Source organism: Pseudomonas sp. RC10-4-2 (genome assembly GCF_050433085.1).
Lineage (GTDB): Bacteria > Pseudomonadota > Gammaproteobacteria > Pseudomonadales > Pseudomonadaceae > Pseudomonas > Pseudomonas aeruginosa.
Genome location: NZ_JBNPXX010000008.1, coordinates 260,142 through 275,601, shown reverse-complemented (window position 1 = coordinate 275,601; position 15,460 = coordinate 260,142). Strand labels below are relative to the sequence as shown.

Genomic DNA, 15,460 nt, shown 5'->3' with positions numbered 1-15,460 from the left:
CCGCCTCATGCAGCGTCTGCAGGCCGTGCTTCTCCTGTGTCTGGCCTGCTGGCCGGCGCCCTCACGCTCACGCCCGAGGAGCGGGCCTGGCTGGCCGAGCACCCGAGCATCCGCCTGGGCGTGGACACCTCCTGGCCGCCATTCGAATACCGCGACGAACAGGGCCGCTACCAGGGACTCGCCGCCGGCTACGTCAGCCTACTGCAGGAACGCCTGGGCGTCAGCCTGACGCCTGTCGAACCGAAGACCTGGACGCAGGTCCTGGAGCAGGCCAAGGACGGTCGGCTGGACCTGCTGCCCGGCATCATGGCTACCCCGGAGCGCCAGGAGTACCTGAGCTTCACCCGGCCCTACCTGGACTTCCCGATCATCATCCTGGCACGCAAGAACGGCACGATGCCGAAGCGCATCGACGAGCTCTACGGGCTCAAGGTCGCGGTGGTCGACCACTATGCTCCTCACGAACTGCTGATCGCCCAGCATCCCGACCTTACCCTGCTGCCGCTGCCTTCGGTAGCGGCAGCCCTGCAGGCGCTGGCCACCGGCCAGGCCGACGCCTTCGTCGGCGACTTCGCCTCCAGCGTATGGAACCTCCGCCAGCTCAAGCTCAACGGCCTGGAGATCAGCGGCGAGACGCCATACCGCTACCAACTGGCGATGGCCGTGCCGCGCGGACAACCGATCCTCGCCGGGATCGTCGACAAGGTCCTCGCCGACCTCAGCGCCGAGGAGATCGAGCGACTCCAGGCCCCCTGGGTCGGCGGCCTGCTCGACCGACGTCCGGCCTGGCGCGAGATGGCGACCTACGGTCTTCCCATCGTCCTGCTGATCCTGGTCTCGGTCGCCATACTGCTGGCCATGAACCGCCGCCTGCGCCGCGAGGTGAATCGCCGGCGGCAATTGGAGCGCGAACTGCGCGACAGCGAACAGCACTACCGAGGACTGGTGGAAAGCCTGAATGCCATCGCCTGGGAAATGCGCCTCGAGGAGAACCGCTTCACCTACGTCTCGCCCCACGCCGAACGCCTGCTCGGCTATCCCCTTGGCGAATGGCTGCAGCCGGGCTTCTGGCAGCGGACCCTGCACCCCATGGACGCCGAGTACGCCATCCACTACTGCATGAGCGAAAGCCAGGCCGGACGCGACCACAGCTTCGACTACCGGATGCTCGCCGCCGACGGCCGGGTAGTCTGGATTCGCGATCTGGTCACCCCGATCACGCAAGGCCGGGACCTGCTCCTGCGCGGTCTGATGATCGACATCACCGAGGCCAAGCTCACCGAGCAGGCCATGCGCCTGTCCGAACAGAAGTTCGCTTCGGTGTTCCACCACTGCCCGGACATGGTGGTACTGGCCAACGGCGCCGACGGCCGCTTCCTCGCGGTGAACAGCACCTTCGAGCAGCAGATCGGCATCGCCGCCGACGACGCCATCGGCAAGACCGCCACCGAGCTGGGCATCTGGGCACTCCCCGGCCTGGGCCCGCAGGTCCTGGAAAAGCTCGGCCACGGCAACCTGACCAACCTCGAGGTGCCCCTGCGGCGCCGCAATGGCAGTACCTTCAGCGCGCTGCTCAGCGCCCAGCACGTGGCCCTCGACCAGACCCCGGCGCTGGTGGTAGTGATCCGCGACATCACCCACCTGGTGGAGACCCAGGAACTGCTGCGGATCTCCGAGGAGAAGTTCGCCAACGCCTTCCATGCCTACCCCGACGGTCTGCTGATCAGCCGCCTCGAAGACGGCACGCTGATCGACGTGAACGAAGGCTTCACCCGTCTCACCGGCTACCGCCGCGACGAGGTCATCTCCCGCTCCACGCTCGAACTCGGCCTGTGGGTCGACACCGAGGACCGCAAGCGCCTGATCTCGCTGGTACGCCACCACACCCTGACCCAGGGCTTCACCGCCCCTGTACGGGACCGCAACGGTGGCATCCGCCAGTGCGAGATGTCCGCCCACCGGATCAGCATCGATGGCGAGGACTGCGTGCTGACCATCGCCCGCGATATCACCGAGCGCCAGCTCATGCAGGAGAAGCTGCAGCAGGCCGCCACCGTCTTCGAAAGCACCGCCGAAGGCGTGATGATCACCGATACCCGCCAACGCATCACCGCGGTCAACCGCGCCTTCAGCGAGATCACCGGCTACAGCGAGCAGGAGGCGCTGGGACGCTCGCCCAGCCTGCTCTCCTCCGGACAACACGACTCCAGCTTCTACCTCGCCATGTGGAACCAGCTGGAACGCGACGGGCACTGGCAGGGCGAGATCTGGAACCGACGCAAGACCGGCGAGCTGTACCCCGAATGGCTGACCATCAGCGCGGTACACAATCCGCAGGGCGAGATCACTCACTTCGTCGGCGTCTTTGCCGATATCTCCACCCTCAAGTACGCCCAGGCCCGGCTCGACTACCAGGCCCACCACGATCCGCTCACCGGTCTGCCCAATCGCCTGCTGTTCGAGAGCCGGCTCAATCACGCCCTCGACGAGGCCCGCGAAGAGAGCCGTCCCGGCGCCGTGCTGTTCATCGACCTGGACCGCTTCAAGCACATCAACGACAGCCTCGGCCATCCCATCGGCGACCTGCTGCTCAAGGCCATCGCCGAACGCCTGCGCGACCAGTTGCGCGACGTCGATACCGTGGCCCGCCTGGGGGGCGACGAATTCATCATCCTGCTCCCCGGCCTGCACCAGGAAAGCGACGCCGAGCACGTCGCGCGCAAGCTGCTGAATGCCTTCACCGCGCCGTTCCAGGCCGACGGTCATGAATTCTTCGTCAGCGCCAGCGTCGGCATCGCCCTGTTCCCCAAGGACGGCGACGACGCCCCGACCCTGGTGAAGAACGCCGACGCCGCCATGTACCGCGCCAAGTCGCGGGGCCGCAGCCGCATCGAGTACTACACCCGCGAACTAACCTACCTGGCCACCGAGCGCATGGCGCTGGAAACCGAACTGCGCCGCGCCCTCGAGCGCGACGAGTTGCAGCTCTACTACCAACCCAAGCTGAGCCTGGAGAGCGGCTTGCTGGTCGGCGCCGAGGCACTGGTGCGCTGGTACCATCCGCTGTTCGGGGAAATTTCCCCGGAGCGCTTCATCCCCCTCGCCGAGGATTGCGGCCTGATCCTGCCCCTCGGCGACTGGGTGCTGGAACACGCCTGCCAGCAGATGGGCGAATGGCAAAAGCTGCACGCGCCGTTCGGCCCGCTGTCGGTCAACCTCGCCGGCGCCCAGCTCGGCCAGCCGCAACTGATCGAACGCCTCGAGCAACTGCTGGAGCTGTCCGGCCTGGAACCGTCGCGGCTGCAACTGGAAATCACCGAGAGCTTCATCATGAACCAGACCGAGGAGGCCCTCGCCGTCCTCCATGGCCTCAAGCGCCTCGGCGTACAGCTGGCGATCGACGACTTCGGCACCGGCTACTCCTCGCTCAGCTACCTCAAGCGCCTGCCGCTGGACATCCTGAAGATCGACAAGTCGTTCATCCGCGGCCTTCCCGACGATCCCCACGATGCCGCCATCACCCGCGCCATCATCGCCCTCGGCCGCAGCATGCAGCTCACGGTGATCGCCGAAGGCGTGGAAACCGAAGGCCAGCAGAGCTTCCTCACCCACGAAGGCTGCGAGCAGATCCAGGGCTTCGTCCTCAGTCCGCCGCTGCCCGCCGAGCTGTTCGCCAGCAAATTCCTCAAACCGCGCCAGCCGATTGGCGCTCCCCGAGAAGCGCCGGTATAATCCGCCGACCTTCTGGGGGCCTATAGCTCAGTCGGTTAGAGCAGAGGACTCATAATCCTTTGGTCCACGGTTCGAGTCCGTGTGGGCCCACCACCTTCAAAGCCGCGCACTGCGCGGCTTTGCGCTTTCTAGGGTAGTGGCCTCATAAACGACTCCATGGCCAAAAGGTACAAAGTCGGTACAGTACTGGTTAGCCAGTTTGCCTTTGGAGTCCTTATCTGATGGCAACAGTCGTCCCCCCTTCCCGTGGGCCGCAAAACGGATTGGCCGACCAACGAAAAAACCTTCCGCACCAAGCGCGACGCCGAAGACTGGGCACGCCGCACCGAAGACGAGATGGTACGCGGCGTGTACATCCAGCACTGCGGCTCCGAGCGCATGTGACCTGCCCCCATTTTGTAGCCCGAGAGCTACATGTCCCTGCATCAAATTTTATCGATGCCCAAGGGGTACGGCCGACCTCTGTCCACAAGGTTTTTGACGTGCTGAAACAGGCGCTTTAGCTGACTCAGTCACCCTGAACAGGCATGCTCATCAAGCTATCAACCCAGCTTGAGAATTAGACAGTGAGCCGAATAGTTGCCATTATCGGCTCACAAAATGAGCCGAATAGGCTCTCTAATCGGCTCATGAATATCCCTTATGAACGACCCACTCTGGATCTGGCAGCAGCCCGACTGGCCGCAGTTCAACTGGCAAGCCGAAGCGCTTGCACCAATGCTGCGCTCCTGTAGCCAGGCTCAGGGTCGTTTGTTAGGAATGCTCGGTGCCGTGGGGAGTGACACCGAAGTGCAGAGCAGCCTGGATGCCATGCTGCAGAACATCGTCACCTCTTCAGCCATTGAGGGAGAGCAACTGAATGTCGGTTCGGTGCGCTCATCACTGGCACGGCGACTGGGATTGCACGAAGAAGGTCGAACCACCTCTCGCTCCGAAGGCCTGGCGGAACTGCTGCTCGATGCCACCCACGCACATCAAGAGCCGCTAGACGAACAGCGACTGTTCACCTGGCACCGTTGGCTATTCCCCACTGATGAGCAACTGCTGACTCGACCGCTACACATCGGTGCACTGCGTGGCGAAGAGCCCATGCAGGTGGTTTCCGGTCGCATCGACCGCCCGACAGTCCATTTCGAAGCCCCTCCCCGCGCTGGGCTGGAAGCGCAACTGGCGGACTTTCTCGCCTGGTTCGAGAGCAGCCGCCGCGATGCCAGCCTCGATCCCTTTCTGCGCGCCGGCATCGCCCATTTCTGGTTCGTGACCCTGCACCCCTTCGACGACGGCAACGGTCGCCTCACCCGCGCTATCACCGATCTGGCATTGGCTCAGGGTGAGCAGCAAGCCATTCGCTTCTACGCCATGTCTGCGAGCATCCTCGACGACCGCGCCGGTTACTACCGCATTCTCGAAGCAAGTCAGAAAAGCACGCTGGATATCACCAACTGGCTGCAATGGTTTCTCGCGACGTTGCTCAACAGCCTGGAGCAGGCTCTTGCTCGTATCGACCGCGTGCTGGTCAAGGCGCGCTTCTGGCAGGCACACCGCAGCCAAACCCTATCGGCGGAGCAAGTCAAAGTGCTTAACCGCCTGCTCGATGGCGGCGAAAGGGGGTTCGAGGAGGGCATCAGTGCGGCGCAATACCAAGCTGTGGCCAAGGTTTCCAAAGCCACCGCGACCCGCCACCTGAGCGACCTGCTGGAAAAGGGCTGCATCGAGCGACTGCCCGGCAGAGGGCGTAGCACCCGTTACCAGATAGCACGCTGAGCGCCTGCACCGGGCTCACCAGTCCTTGATGCGTCATCGCGCCATAGGACAATGGTCGCCTCTCCATTAAGCAGCTCGGCTCAAGGAAGAAAGTGGATTACAGCCCGATAGTCGCCCAGGTCTGGGGCATGCTGACCTGGTTTATCCCGGCAGCCCTGCTGATCGGCCTGCTCAAATCGCCTTGGGCCAAGGGGCAGATCGGTGAACTGCTGGTGCGCCTGTTCGCCCATTGGCAACTGGACAGGCACACCTACCGCCGCCTGCACAACGTCACCCTGAACACGCCGGACGGCACGACACAGATCGACCACGTATTTCTCTCACCCTACGGCATCTTCGTGCTGGAAACGGCAGGTTTCCAGCACCTGCCGATAGGTCTCTACCATTGCATCGGCGAGCCGTGCTGCAGGTCACAGGCTTTGGTATGAAACGCCCCCCCACTGCGCGATCAATCGCAGGGTGTCGGCGGCAGCAGCGCAAGTTTCGGCGAAGGCGAACTGGCGCTGGCGGAGCGGAATCCGATGGACGTGGCGCTCTGCTCTCCGCCTGAGCGTGGGAAGGCACTTATCAGGCACTTCCGAAGGCACTACCGGACGATATCGATTCCATCGCCAACGCGGTAACTTCGAAGTACCTAAACCTTCATGAAACTGCAACTTCCAACTCGATCGACAGCTCTGGAAATACATCCTCGGTATTTTCCAAGCCCCTAACCAAAGTCTGGATCGTTTCGTCACAGGAAACGCTGGAGCGCCTATTCCAGAGCGCTTCGAACAATCGGTAAAAATAAAAACAAAATAATCAGACGCAGTTCAAAAACAACCAGAACAGATAGTTTTTCCGCCTTTCCCAACATGCTCCTCTCGCCTTGACTCGTTCGATGCAGCGGATCGCCCATGCGTATTTCCGGCATTGTCCGAGGCCCATTCCCTGTTCGACGCGATACCCGGCGCACCCATAACAATATGCCGCCCTCCACGGGCCGATAGCGCCAGTTGTGAGCCTGTCCACCACTGCATTTCCCTCACTGCAAGGAGAGAACATGAGTCGCTCACCCATCCCTCGCCACCGAGCGTTGCTGGCCGGTTTCTGCCTGGCTGGCGCGCTGTCCGCCCAGGCGGCCACCCAGGAAGAAATCCTCGATGCGGCACTGGTCAGCGGGGATTCCTCGCAACTGACCGACAGCCACCTGGTCGCCCTGCGCCTGCAGCAGCAGGTCGAGCGCATCCGCCAGACCCGCACCCAGTTGCTCGACGGTCTCTACCAGAACCTCAGCCAAGCCTATGATCCTGGCGCCGCCAGCATGTGGGTCCTGCCGGCAAACCCGGACAATACCCTGCCCTTCCTCATTGGCGACAAGGGGCGCGTGCTCGCCAGCCTGAGCCTGGAGGCCGGCGGCCGCGGGCTGGCCTATGGCACCAACGTGCTCACCCAGTTGAGCGGGGCCAATGCCGCCCACGCACCGCTGCTGAAGCGGGCGGTGCAGTGGCTGGTGAACGGCGACCCGGGCGCGGCTACTGCGAAGGACTTCAAGGTCAGCGTGGTCGGGGTGGACAAGACCGCCACTCTCAACGGCCTGAAGAGCGCCGGCCTGCAACCGGCGGACGCCGCCTGCAACGCGCTGACCGACGCCAGTTGCGCCAGCACCAGCAAATTGCTGGTACTGGGCAACGGCGCCAGCGCCGCTAGCCTGAGCGCCACGGTGCGCGCACGGCTACAGGCCGGGCTGCCGATCCTCTTCGTGCACACCAATGGCTGGAACCAGAGCAGCACCGGCCAGCAGATCCTCGCCGGCCTGGGCCTGCAGGAAGGCCCCTACGGCGGCAACTACTGGGACAAGGACAGGGTGCCATCCAGCCGCACCCGGACGCGTTCGGTCGAGCTGGGCGGCGCCTATGGCCAGGACCCGGCGCTGGTGCAGCAGATCGTCGACGGTAGCTGGCGCACGGACTACGACTGGTCGAAATGCACCTCCTACGTCGGTCGCACCACCTGCGACGACGTGCCGGGACTGAGCGACTTCAGCAAGCGCGTCGATGTATTGAAAGGCGCCCTCGACGCCTACAACCAGAAGGCGCAGAACCTCTTCGCCCTGCCCGGCACCACCTCGCTGCGGCTCTGGCTGCTGTGGGCCGACGCGGTGCGGCAGAACATCCGCTACCCGATGGACAAGGCCGCCGACACGGCGCGCTTCCAGGAAACCTTCGTCGCCGACGCCATCGTCGGCTACGTGCGCGAGGCCGGCGCGGCGCAGAAGGAACTGGGCAGCTACGCCGGCCAGCGCCAACAGTCGATGCCGGTATCGGGCTCGGAGGAAACCCTGACCCTCACCTTGCCGTCGGCCCAGGGCTTCACCGCCATCGGCCGCATGGCGGCGCCGGGCAAGCGCCTGAGCATTCGCATCGAAGACGCTGGCCAGGCCAGCCTGGCGGTCGGCCTGAACACCCAGCGCATCGGCTCGACGCGGCTGTGGAATACCCGCCAGTATGACCGCCCGCGCTTCCTCAAGAGCCCGGACATCAAGCTCCAGGCAAACCAGTCGGTGGCGCTGGTATCGCCCTACGGCGGCCTGTTGCAACTGGTCTACAGCGGCGCCACGCCGGGTCAGACGGTAACCGTCAAGGTAACCGGCGCGGCCAGCCAGCCGTTCCTCGACATCCAGCCGGGCGAGGACAGCAGCCAGGCGATTGCCGACTTCATCCAGGCGCTGGACGCCGACAAGGCCGACTGGCTGGAGATCCGCAGCGGCTCGGTGGAGGTCCACGCCAAGGTGGAGAAGGTCCGTGGCTCGATCGACAAGGACTATGGCGGCGACGTCCAGCGCTTCATCCGTGAGTTGAACGAGGTGTTCATCGACGACGCCTACACCCTGGCCGGCTTCGCCATTCCCAACCAGGCGAAGACTCCGGCAATCCAGCAGGAATGCGCGGCGCGCGGCTGGGACTGCGACAGCGAGACCCTACACAAGCTGCCCGGCACCCAGCACATCAACGTCGACCAGTACGCCCAGTGCGGCGGCGGTTGCAGCGGCAACCCCTACGACCAGACCTGGGGCCTGAACCCGCGTGGCTGGGGCGAAAGCCATGAGCTGGGCCACAACCTGCAAGTGAATCGACTGAAGGTCTACGGCGGGCGCTCGGGCGAAATCTCCAACCAGATATTCCCGTTGCACAAGGACTGGCGCGTGCTCCGCGAGTTCGGGCAGAACCTCGACGATACGCGGGTCAACTACCGCAACGCCTACAACCTGATCGTCGCCGGACGCGCCGAGGCCGATCCGCTGGCAGGCGTATACAAGCGCCTGTGGGAAGACCCGGGCACCTACGCGCTGAACGGCGAGCGGATGGCCTTCTATACCCAGTGGGTGCACTACTGGGCCGACCTGAAGAACGATCCGCTGCAGGGTTGGGACATCTGGACCCTGCTCTACCTGCACCAGCGCCAGGTGGACAAGTCCGACTGGGACGCCAACAAGGCCGCTCTCGGCTACGGCACCTACGCCCAGCGCCCGGGAAACAGCGGCGATGCCAGCAGTACGGACGGCAACGACAACCTGTTGCTCGGCCTGTCCTGGCTGACCCAGCGCGACCAGCGGCCAACCTTCGCGCTATGGGGCATCCGTACCTCGGCAGCGGCCCAGGCGCAGGTGGCGGCCTACGGTTTCGCCGAGCAGCCGGCGTTCTTCTATGCCAACAACCGGACCAACGAATACAGCACGGTGAAGCTTCTGGACATGAGCCAGGGGTCGCCGGCGTGGCCGTTTCCGTGAGTCGTAGCTGAGGGGGCTGGCGCGGGGTGATGCTTCTCGCTCCGCGCCGGTCCTCATGCCCCTCTCCCCGAAGGGATAGAGGGTCGGTCATGCCAGCGGGCAATGCCGTGCCAGGCTGGCAAGCCAAACTGTCGTTCAAGCTGAACGATCCTGCGCAATAATGAGCCCCTTCCACCAGCAAGGACCGCTCATGACCGACCGCCTTCCCTGCCGCGCCTGCGGCCATCTCATTCTCCCGACCACGGCGGCGAGGAACGACGGACTGTGCATTCCCTGCAAGGGCGGCTACCGGCAGAACATCGAGGATGGCAAGCGTTTCCACACGGAGCGACGGCGCTACCTGGCGAGTCCGCAGGCGCTGTACTGGAGCGCGCTGGTGAATCGCGTCTACGATGGCCGCGAGGGATTCGCCGGGCTGTCGCCGGCCGAACGGAGCTACTACGCAGTGAGCGTGCTCAGCGGCGAAGTGCACAACGGCGGCTTCGACCAGTACTTCGGCAACTCCTCCGGCGACCAGTACCAGGCGGCGCGCGCGGGTCTTCGCGAATTGGAGGCGGAGGACGCCCTGGCCCTGCTGGAGCGAGCCGCCGCCCTGCTGTTCGGCGACGGTCCGGTGCCAGTCTCCCAGGCCGAACGCCAATTGCGCATGCCGACCTGGGCCGATGAACCCGACCGCGACTGCGAAGCGGCCCTGGATGCGCTGGACACGCGCTTCTACGCCCTGGCCGACGCGCTGGGCGAACGCCTGCTGGCCCATGCCCGCCACCATGCATTGTTCGCCCTGGACGAGCCCGATGAAGCCTGAATTGGATGCCCTAGAGGCCTGGCTCGGACGACCGCTGCCGGCTGCCTTCGTCGCCGCTCTGGAGCAGCACGGCGGCCGCCTCGTCGAGCCGGGCCTGCTGCTCTACGCCGCCGACGAGTTGCTGGAACGCAACCGGGCCTTCGAAACCTCTCTCTACTGCCCCGGCTACCTGGCCATAGGCGACGACAGCGGCGGCCGCGCCGTGGTGATGGCCCTGGACGATCACCGGCAGGCGCTGTTCCTGGTCGACCATGGCGCGATGACGCCGGACTGCTTCGAACCCCTGGCACCCAGCCTGGAGGCCTGGCTGGAAGCCGGGCCCTGCCTGCCCGAATGACGGAGAAACGCCCATGATTCCTTTCGGCCTCAGCCCCGAACAATTCCGCGAGCGCTACCGCCGCGACCTGCAACGCGCCGCGCCGGGCGTGATCCAGCGCCTGCGCGAGCTGCTCCGGCAACCCCTGGAGGAAGGACTGCGCGACGGCGAGATCCAACTGTTCCTCGGCGAGGACGGACGCGACGCAGCGGAAGCGTGGTTGTACCTGAATGGCGCCAGCAACCGGGTGGACGCCAGCGACCCGCGCCTGTTTCCCGGCAAGGCGCTGGACCTGGCGCTCGGCCTGGGACATGCCCCGGATTTCGACGAAGCCTATTTCGCCGACGGCTTCGGCGGCGTCGATCTGCTCGCCGATACGCTGCAAGCCTGGTTCGCCGAGTGCTGGTGGAAGGCCGGCGGCTGGGCCTGGCCGATCCCGCTGTGGCTGCACGTACACGATGGCTTCGGCGACGGCCGTGGCATCGCCCTCACCGAACGCTGCTGAACAGGGAGACCACGCATGGAACTGATCCGCAACCTGGACGATGCGAACATGGGCGAAGTGTATTGGCGCCTGTACCGGCGCTACATCAGCCTGTTCATCGAGAACGAGGCCGACGACGCCTACGCCTGGCGCTGCGCCCGAGCCCTCGACGAACTGGATGACGCCGTGGTCGAGCGGCTTTGTGCCGCCAGCCTGCGCTACCGCGCCGCGCGCCTGGAGCGGCTGGGCGAGTCTGCGGAGGAAGTCGCGCCGGCGCGCGGGGTGCTGGAACGGATCGAGCCGGGCGAGCTGATCGTGCCCGACCCGGAACAGGGCGACGAAGCGGTGATCCACCTGTCGCTGAACTGCGAATGGGACCGCGAACACGGTATGGAATGGATCGTCCGGGGCGGCGAGGTGCTCTATGTCGGCCCCTTCCACGGCGAAGACCCGTGGCGGGACTTCACCGTGAAGGAACCATGGAACTACGCCTGAGCAGGGGCCTCAACGCTTGGCGATGATGTACACCGCGTGGACGATGCCCGGGATGTAGCCGAGCAGGGTGAGCAGGATGTTCAGCCAGAAGGCGCCGCCGAAGCCGACTTGCAGGAACACGCCCAGCGGCGGCAGGAGGATGGCGATGAGGATGCGGATCAGGTCCATGAACGGAACTCCTTGGTCCAGGGTCGATACGGTGTCCGGCGCGTGAGCCGGCGTTTTTTCGCGTCACCCTATGACTGACTCCCGCCATTCGCGGAGGGTTCAACCGCAACGGTACTCGCCGCCTGTCACGCGCAGCGGTACGCTTGAGCCTACGCTCATGCGAGCGGACAACCCGCAAGGAACATCCATGTCCGACCTGCCCCCGCGTCCCGCCTTCTGGCCGTACCTGCCGGGCTACGCCCTGTTGCTGCTTTCGGTGCTGCTCTGCGCCAGCGGCAGCTACCGTTTCGTCACCCCGATGGCGCTCGCCGACGGCGTCGACCTGGTCTACCTCAGCCAGGGCCTGGCGCTGCTACCGCTGGGTACCGGGCTGGTCGGCCTGCTCGCGGCCTTCCTCCTGCATGTCCGCGGGCGCTGGCTCGGCGCGCTGCTGGCGCTGCTGCCGGCGACGCTGATCTGCGCCTGGAACCTGTACAACTATGCCGCCCACGGCGACGAGGCGTTGTCGCCGAGTTTCGCCCAGTACACCCAGGCGCTGCTCGGCCTGCTGTTGCTCGGTGGCATGCTGAGCCTGGTCGACCTGCTCCATGGCAGGCCCTCGACGCTGCTGCGCAAGGGCCTGCTGGGGCTGGGCTGGCTGGCCCTGGTGGCCTGGCTGGGGTTGCTGTTCTACCTGCAGCGCCTGTACGGCCTCACTTTTTGAACTGGTCGTAGGCTTCCAGCGCGCGCAGCGAATAGACATAGGCGGCGCCGGCATTCAGGGAGATGGCGGTAGCCAGGGTCTGGGCGATTTCCGCCTCGCTGGCGCCGGCCTTCAGCGCGGCCTCGGTGTGCACGCCGATGCAACCGTCGCAACGGGTGGTAATGGCCACGGCGATGGAGATCAGTTCGCGGGTCTTGGCATCCAGGGCGCCCTCGGCGCTGGCTTCCTCCAGCGCGCCATAGGCGGCGAGCATCTTCGGGTGTTGCTTGCCCAGGGCACCGAAGGCTTTTTTCACGGCGGGGACGAACTCGGTCCAGTTGTTCAGCATGGTGATATTCTCCGTTGCTTTCGCGCCGGGAGTGGCGCGTCGGGTTACCAGTCTCGACCAGTCTGGACCGCGCCGCCTGCCCATGCGTCTCTACTTTCGACCTGATCGGCTCATCCCATGGACCCACTCGACCGGCTCATCCAGCTCGCCAACCTGCAGGGCCGCCTCGACCAGCGCTGCCAGCTACAGGGCAGCTGGGCGCTGGAGCACCCGCAAGCGGTGCCCGGCGAGGCGACCTTCCATATCGTCATGGCCGGCACCTGCTATTGCGAATTCCTCGATGGCGGTCGCCTCGACCTGCATCCCGGCGACCTGATCCTGTTGCCACGCGGCACCCCGCACCTCCTGCGCAGCGACAGCCCGGCGCAACCCTGCGAACCCACCGTAGAGCACCGCGGCAGCATCCCGCTGTACCAGTTGAACGGCCCCGGCGAGGCCCTCGACATGCTTTGCGGCAGCTACCGCTATCACGCCGGTGCCAGCCTGTTCGGCGCGCTACCCGAGCGCCTGCTGGTGCATATGGACGAGTCGACCCAGCAGCCCCTGCGCGCGCTGATCGGGTTGATGCGCGAGGAAGCCGAGAGCACCCGCAGCGGCGCCCGCTCGATCATCGACGCGCTGGCCACCGCGCTGTTCGCCCTGGCCCTGCGCGCCTACCTGGACCGCCAACCGCTGGGCGACGGCCTGTTCGGCCTGCTGGGCGACGCCCGCCTGGGACGAGCCCTGCGGGCCATGCTGGAACGCCCGGAGCATGCCTGGACCCTGGAACAGCTTGCCCAGCAGGCGGCGATGTCGCGGGCCAGTTTCGTCCGCGCCTTCTCCGCCCTCGGCGGGACCTCGCCGTGGAACCTGCTGACCCGCATCCGCATGGAAAAGGCCCGCGGCCTGCTGCGACAAACGCAGAAGAGCCTGCTGGATATCGCCGCCGAGACCGGCTACCAGTCGGAGGCGGCGTTTTCCCGCAATTTCCGCCAGGCCTTCGGCGAATCGCCGGGCCGTTTCCGCCGCCAGGCCGACTCCGCTCGCTGAAAGCGCTACCGGCGCACATTTCGGCGATCCGCTGCTATGCAATGTGAATGATTTTCGCAACATCCTGTACGAATTCACTGACAGTACGGCTACACTGTGCTTTCCCGGCAAGGAGGCGCGGGGGTACTTGTCGCGGCACCCACTCTCCCGCTTTACCAGTACGCCCAGGAGGCAAACATGGAATGGTTTCTGAAATGCGTGAAGGAACACTACTTCGACTTCAACGGGCGTGCCCGTCGCAAGGAATACTGGATGTTCACCCTGGTGAACATCATCATCTCCGTCGCGCTGAGCGTCGTGCTCGGCCTGATCAGTGAAAAGCTCCTGCCGATCGCCAATCTCTACTCGCTCGCCGTGCTGCTGCCGGCCCTGGGCGTCACCGCCCGGCGTCTGCACGACATCAACAAGAGCGGCTGGTGGATGCTGATCGCGCTGATCCCGATCGTCGGCCTGTACCTGATCTACCTGCTGGCCAAGGACAGCGACGCCGGCCAGAACCAGTACGGCCAGAACCCGAAGGGCATCGCCTGATTCCTTCCCGCCGGGCCGCACGGCCCGGCGTTCTCCCTCTCCCTGTTTCCCTTCCCGCCCCTGACCGGGGTTAGAATGCCTCGCTCCCACTCCGGCGCCCTGCGCCAACGCCCGCAGCGAGGTAGCCCATGCCCCACCCCATCGACGCACTGATTTCCGACTGCGACGGCGTCCTGGTCGACAGCGAGGTCATCGCCGAGCGCGTGATGTACGAGGCGCTCAGCGCCTACGCGCCGCTGGAGGAGCTGCAGCGCCTGCTGGAAGGCACCTTCGGCCTGACCAGCCGCGACATCCTCGATCGCGTCGAGAAGCACTTCGGCCTGCGCATCCCCGACAGCTTCAACCGCGAGGTGCGCCAGCGCAGCGAGGAGATGGTCGCCCAGGTCCAACCCATTCCCGGCGCACGCGAGGCGCTGCTGGCCCTGGACCTGCCCGTCGCGGTGGCCTCCAACAGCCGCCGCCACAGCCTGGAGCGCTCGCTGGCGCGCGCCGGGCTCAGCGAACTGATCGGCGAACGCCTGGCCAGCGCCGATATGGTCGCCCTGCCCAAGCCCGCACCCGACGTCTACCTGCACGCCGCCAGCCTGCTCGGCGTCGCCCCCGAGCGTTGCCTGGTGGTGGAAGACAGCAGCACCGGCACCCGCGCCGCCCTCGCCGCGGGGATGCGGGTGATCGGCTTCGTTGGCGCCGGGCACATTCCCGCCGGGCACGCCCAGGTACTGCGCGAGCTGGGCGCCATCGCCATCGTCGAGCACATGCGCGAACTGCCGGAGACCGTGGCGCGCCTGCGCCGCGAGAGCCGAGTGGCGCTGGGAACGCCGTAACCGGGCGTCAGAGACTCTTCCAGGTCAGGTACACCCGCAGGTCGAACTCCAGCTGGTGATAGTCCGGCAGCATGTACTGGCAGAGCTGGTAGAACGCCTTGTTGTGCTCGCTTTCCTTCAGGTGGGCGAGTTCGTGGACGACGATCATCCGCAGGAACTCCGGGGCGGCGTCCTTGAACAGGGAAGCCACGCGGATTTCCTTCTTCGCCTTGAGCTTGCCGCCCTGCACCCGCGAGATCGCGGTGTGCAGGCCGAGGGCGCGCTGGACCACGTCGAGCTTGTTGTCGTAGAGCACCTTGTCCAGGCCCGGCGCGTTGCGCAGGTGTTCCTGCTTGAGGTTCATGGTGTAGGCGTACAGCGCCTTGTCGCTCTGCACATCGTGACGCCCCGGGTAGCGGCGCTCGAGGTACTCGCCCAGGCGGTTCTCGGCGATCAGCTGGCGGACCTGGTCCTGCAGCGATGCGGGATAGACCTGGAGGTACTTGAGGGGGATCATGCACGGGTCCGGCGGT

General features: G+C 65.5%; 14 protein-coding genes, 1 tRNA gene and 3 pseudogenes. 14 read left to right on the top strand and 4 right to left on the bottom strand.

The annotated features are described in order from the left end of the window. The first annotated feature begins 7 nt into the window (after positions 1-7). The 5 genes and pseudogenes from FHW81_RS29070 to FHW81_RS29050 all read left to right on the top strand — a co-directional run. Positions 8-3,732: pseudogene (locus FHW81_RS29070) on the top strand (EAL domain-containing protein). A gap of 16 nt (positions 3,733-3,748) precedes the next feature. Continuing rightward, positions 3,749-3,825, top strand: a tRNA-Ile gene (locus tag FHW81_RS29065). 153 nt (positions 3,826-3,978) lie between these two features. Then, positions 3,979-4,113, top strand: a pseudogene (locus FHW81_RS29060) (integrase); the annotation flags it as partial. A 261-nt stretch (positions 4,114-4,374) separates the two neighbouring features. Further along, complete coding sequence (locus FHW81_RS29055; protein WP_016263877.1) at positions 4,375-5,496, top strand: Fic family protein; 1,122 nt, start codon at positions 4,375-4,377, stop codon at positions 5,494-5,496. A gap of 92 nt (positions 5,497-5,588) precedes the next feature. Further along, positions 5,589-5,846: pseudogene (locus FHW81_RS29050) on the top strand (nuclease-related domain-containing protein); the annotation flags it as partial. A gap of 404 nt (positions 5,847-6,250) precedes the next feature. Here FHW81_RS29050 and FHW81_RS29045 read toward each other — a convergent pair. Next, positions 6,251-6,394, bottom strand: coding sequence for a hypothetical protein (locus tag FHW81_RS29045; RefSeq protein ID WP_153274318.1), 144 nt, complete (start codon positions 6,392-6,394; stop codon positions 6,251-6,253). A gap of 99 nt (positions 6,395-6,493) precedes the next feature. Between FHW81_RS29045 and impA the strand changes: the two genes are divergently transcribed. The 5 genes from impA to FHW81_RS29020 all read left to right on the top strand — a co-directional run bounded on the left by impA (position 6,494) and on the right by FHW81_RS29020 (position 11,365). Further along, positions 6,494-9,265: an ImpA family metalloprotease gene (gene impA / locus FHW81_RS29040; RefSeq protein WP_017148715.1), complete on the top strand. Its 2,772-nt coding sequence runs from the start codon at positions 6,494-6,496 to the stop codon at positions 9,263-9,265. A gap of 190 nt (positions 9,266-9,455) precedes the next feature. Further along, complete coding sequence (locus FHW81_RS29035) at positions 9,456-10,070, top strand: DMP19 family protein (RefSeq protein WP_023105711.1); 615 nt, start codon at positions 9,456-9,458, stop codon at positions 10,068-10,070. Then, positions 10,060-10,407 carry an SMI1/KNR4 family protein gene (locus FHW81_RS29030; protein WP_003113222.1) on the top strand — a complete coding sequence of 116 codons (348 nt, stop codon included), beginning with the start codon at positions 10,060-10,062 and terminating at the stop codon, positions 10,405-10,407. Before FHW81_RS29035 ends, FHW81_RS29030 begins: the two co-directional genes overlap by 11 nt. Before the next feature lie 13 nt (positions 10,408-10,420). Further along, the gene (locus FHW81_RS29025; RefSeq protein WP_003099612.1) at positions 10,421-10,891 is read left to right on the top strand and encodes a hypothetical protein; all 471 of its coding nucleotides are present in this window, start codon (positions 10,421-10,423) and stop codon (positions 10,889-10,891) included. Between the two features lie 15 nt (positions 10,892-10,906). Further along, a complete protein-coding gene (locus FHW81_RS29020) occupies positions 10,907-11,365 on the top strand; it encodes a DUF6985 domain-containing protein (RefSeq protein WP_003084991.1) in 459 nt (152 codons plus the stop codon). Between the two features lie 9 nt (positions 11,366-11,374). On the opposite strand, the gene FHW81_RS29015 is transcribed toward FHW81_RS29020, so the two are convergent. After that, positions 11,375-11,533, bottom strand: a complete 159-nt coding sequence (locus FHW81_RS29015; protein ID WP_003084988.1) for a YqaE/Pmp3 family membrane protein — start codon at positions 11,531-11,533, stop codon at positions 11,375-11,377. A 187-nt stretch (positions 11,534-11,720) separates the two neighbouring features. On the opposite strand from FHW81_RS29015, the gene FHW81_RS29010 reads away from it, so the two are divergent. Then, entirely contained in the window at positions 11,721-12,236 is a 516-nt protein-coding gene (locus tag FHW81_RS29010; protein ID WP_106120510.1) for a hypothetical protein, read from the top strand. Here the strand turns inward: FHW81_RS29010 and FHW81_RS29005 are convergent. Further along, positions 12,226-12,564: a carboxymuconolactone decarboxylase family protein gene (locus FHW81_RS29005; RefSeq protein WP_003084980.1), complete on the bottom strand. Its 339-nt coding sequence runs from the start codon at positions 12,562-12,564 to the stop codon at positions 12,226-12,228. The genes FHW81_RS29010 and FHW81_RS29005 overlap by 11 nt on opposite strands. Before the next feature lie 117 nt (positions 12,565-12,681). On the opposite strand from FHW81_RS29005, the gene FHW81_RS29000 reads away from it, so the two are divergent. From FHW81_RS29000 to FHW81_RS28990, 3 genes are all read left to right on the top strand, one after another. Beyond that, positions 12,682-13,593, top strand: a complete 912-nt coding sequence (locus tag FHW81_RS29000; RefSeq protein ID WP_003113225.1) for an AraC family transcriptional regulator — start codon at positions 12,682-12,684, stop codon at positions 13,591-13,593. Between the two features lie 177 nt (positions 13,594-13,770). Further along, positions 13,771-14,124 (top strand): DUF805 domain-containing protein, encoded by a 354-nt coding sequence (locus FHW81_RS28995; RefSeq protein ID WP_003084974.1) that lies wholly within the window; start codon positions 13,771-13,773, stop codon positions 14,122-14,124. 128 nt (positions 14,125-14,252) lie between these two features. Next, positions 14,253-14,948, top strand: a complete 696-nt coding sequence (locus FHW81_RS28990; protein ID WP_003459362.1) for an HAD family hydrolase — start codon at positions 14,253-14,255, stop codon at positions 14,946-14,948. 7 nt (positions 14,949-14,955) lie between these two features. Here FHW81_RS28990 and FHW81_RS28985 read toward each other — a convergent pair whose 3' ends face one another. Next, complete coding sequence (locus tag FHW81_RS28985; RefSeq protein ID WP_023086824.1) at positions 14,956-15,444, bottom strand: M48 metallopeptidase family protein; 489 nt, start codon at positions 15,442-15,444, stop codon at positions 14,956-14,958. Positions 15,445-15,460 lie beyond the last annotated feature (16 nt).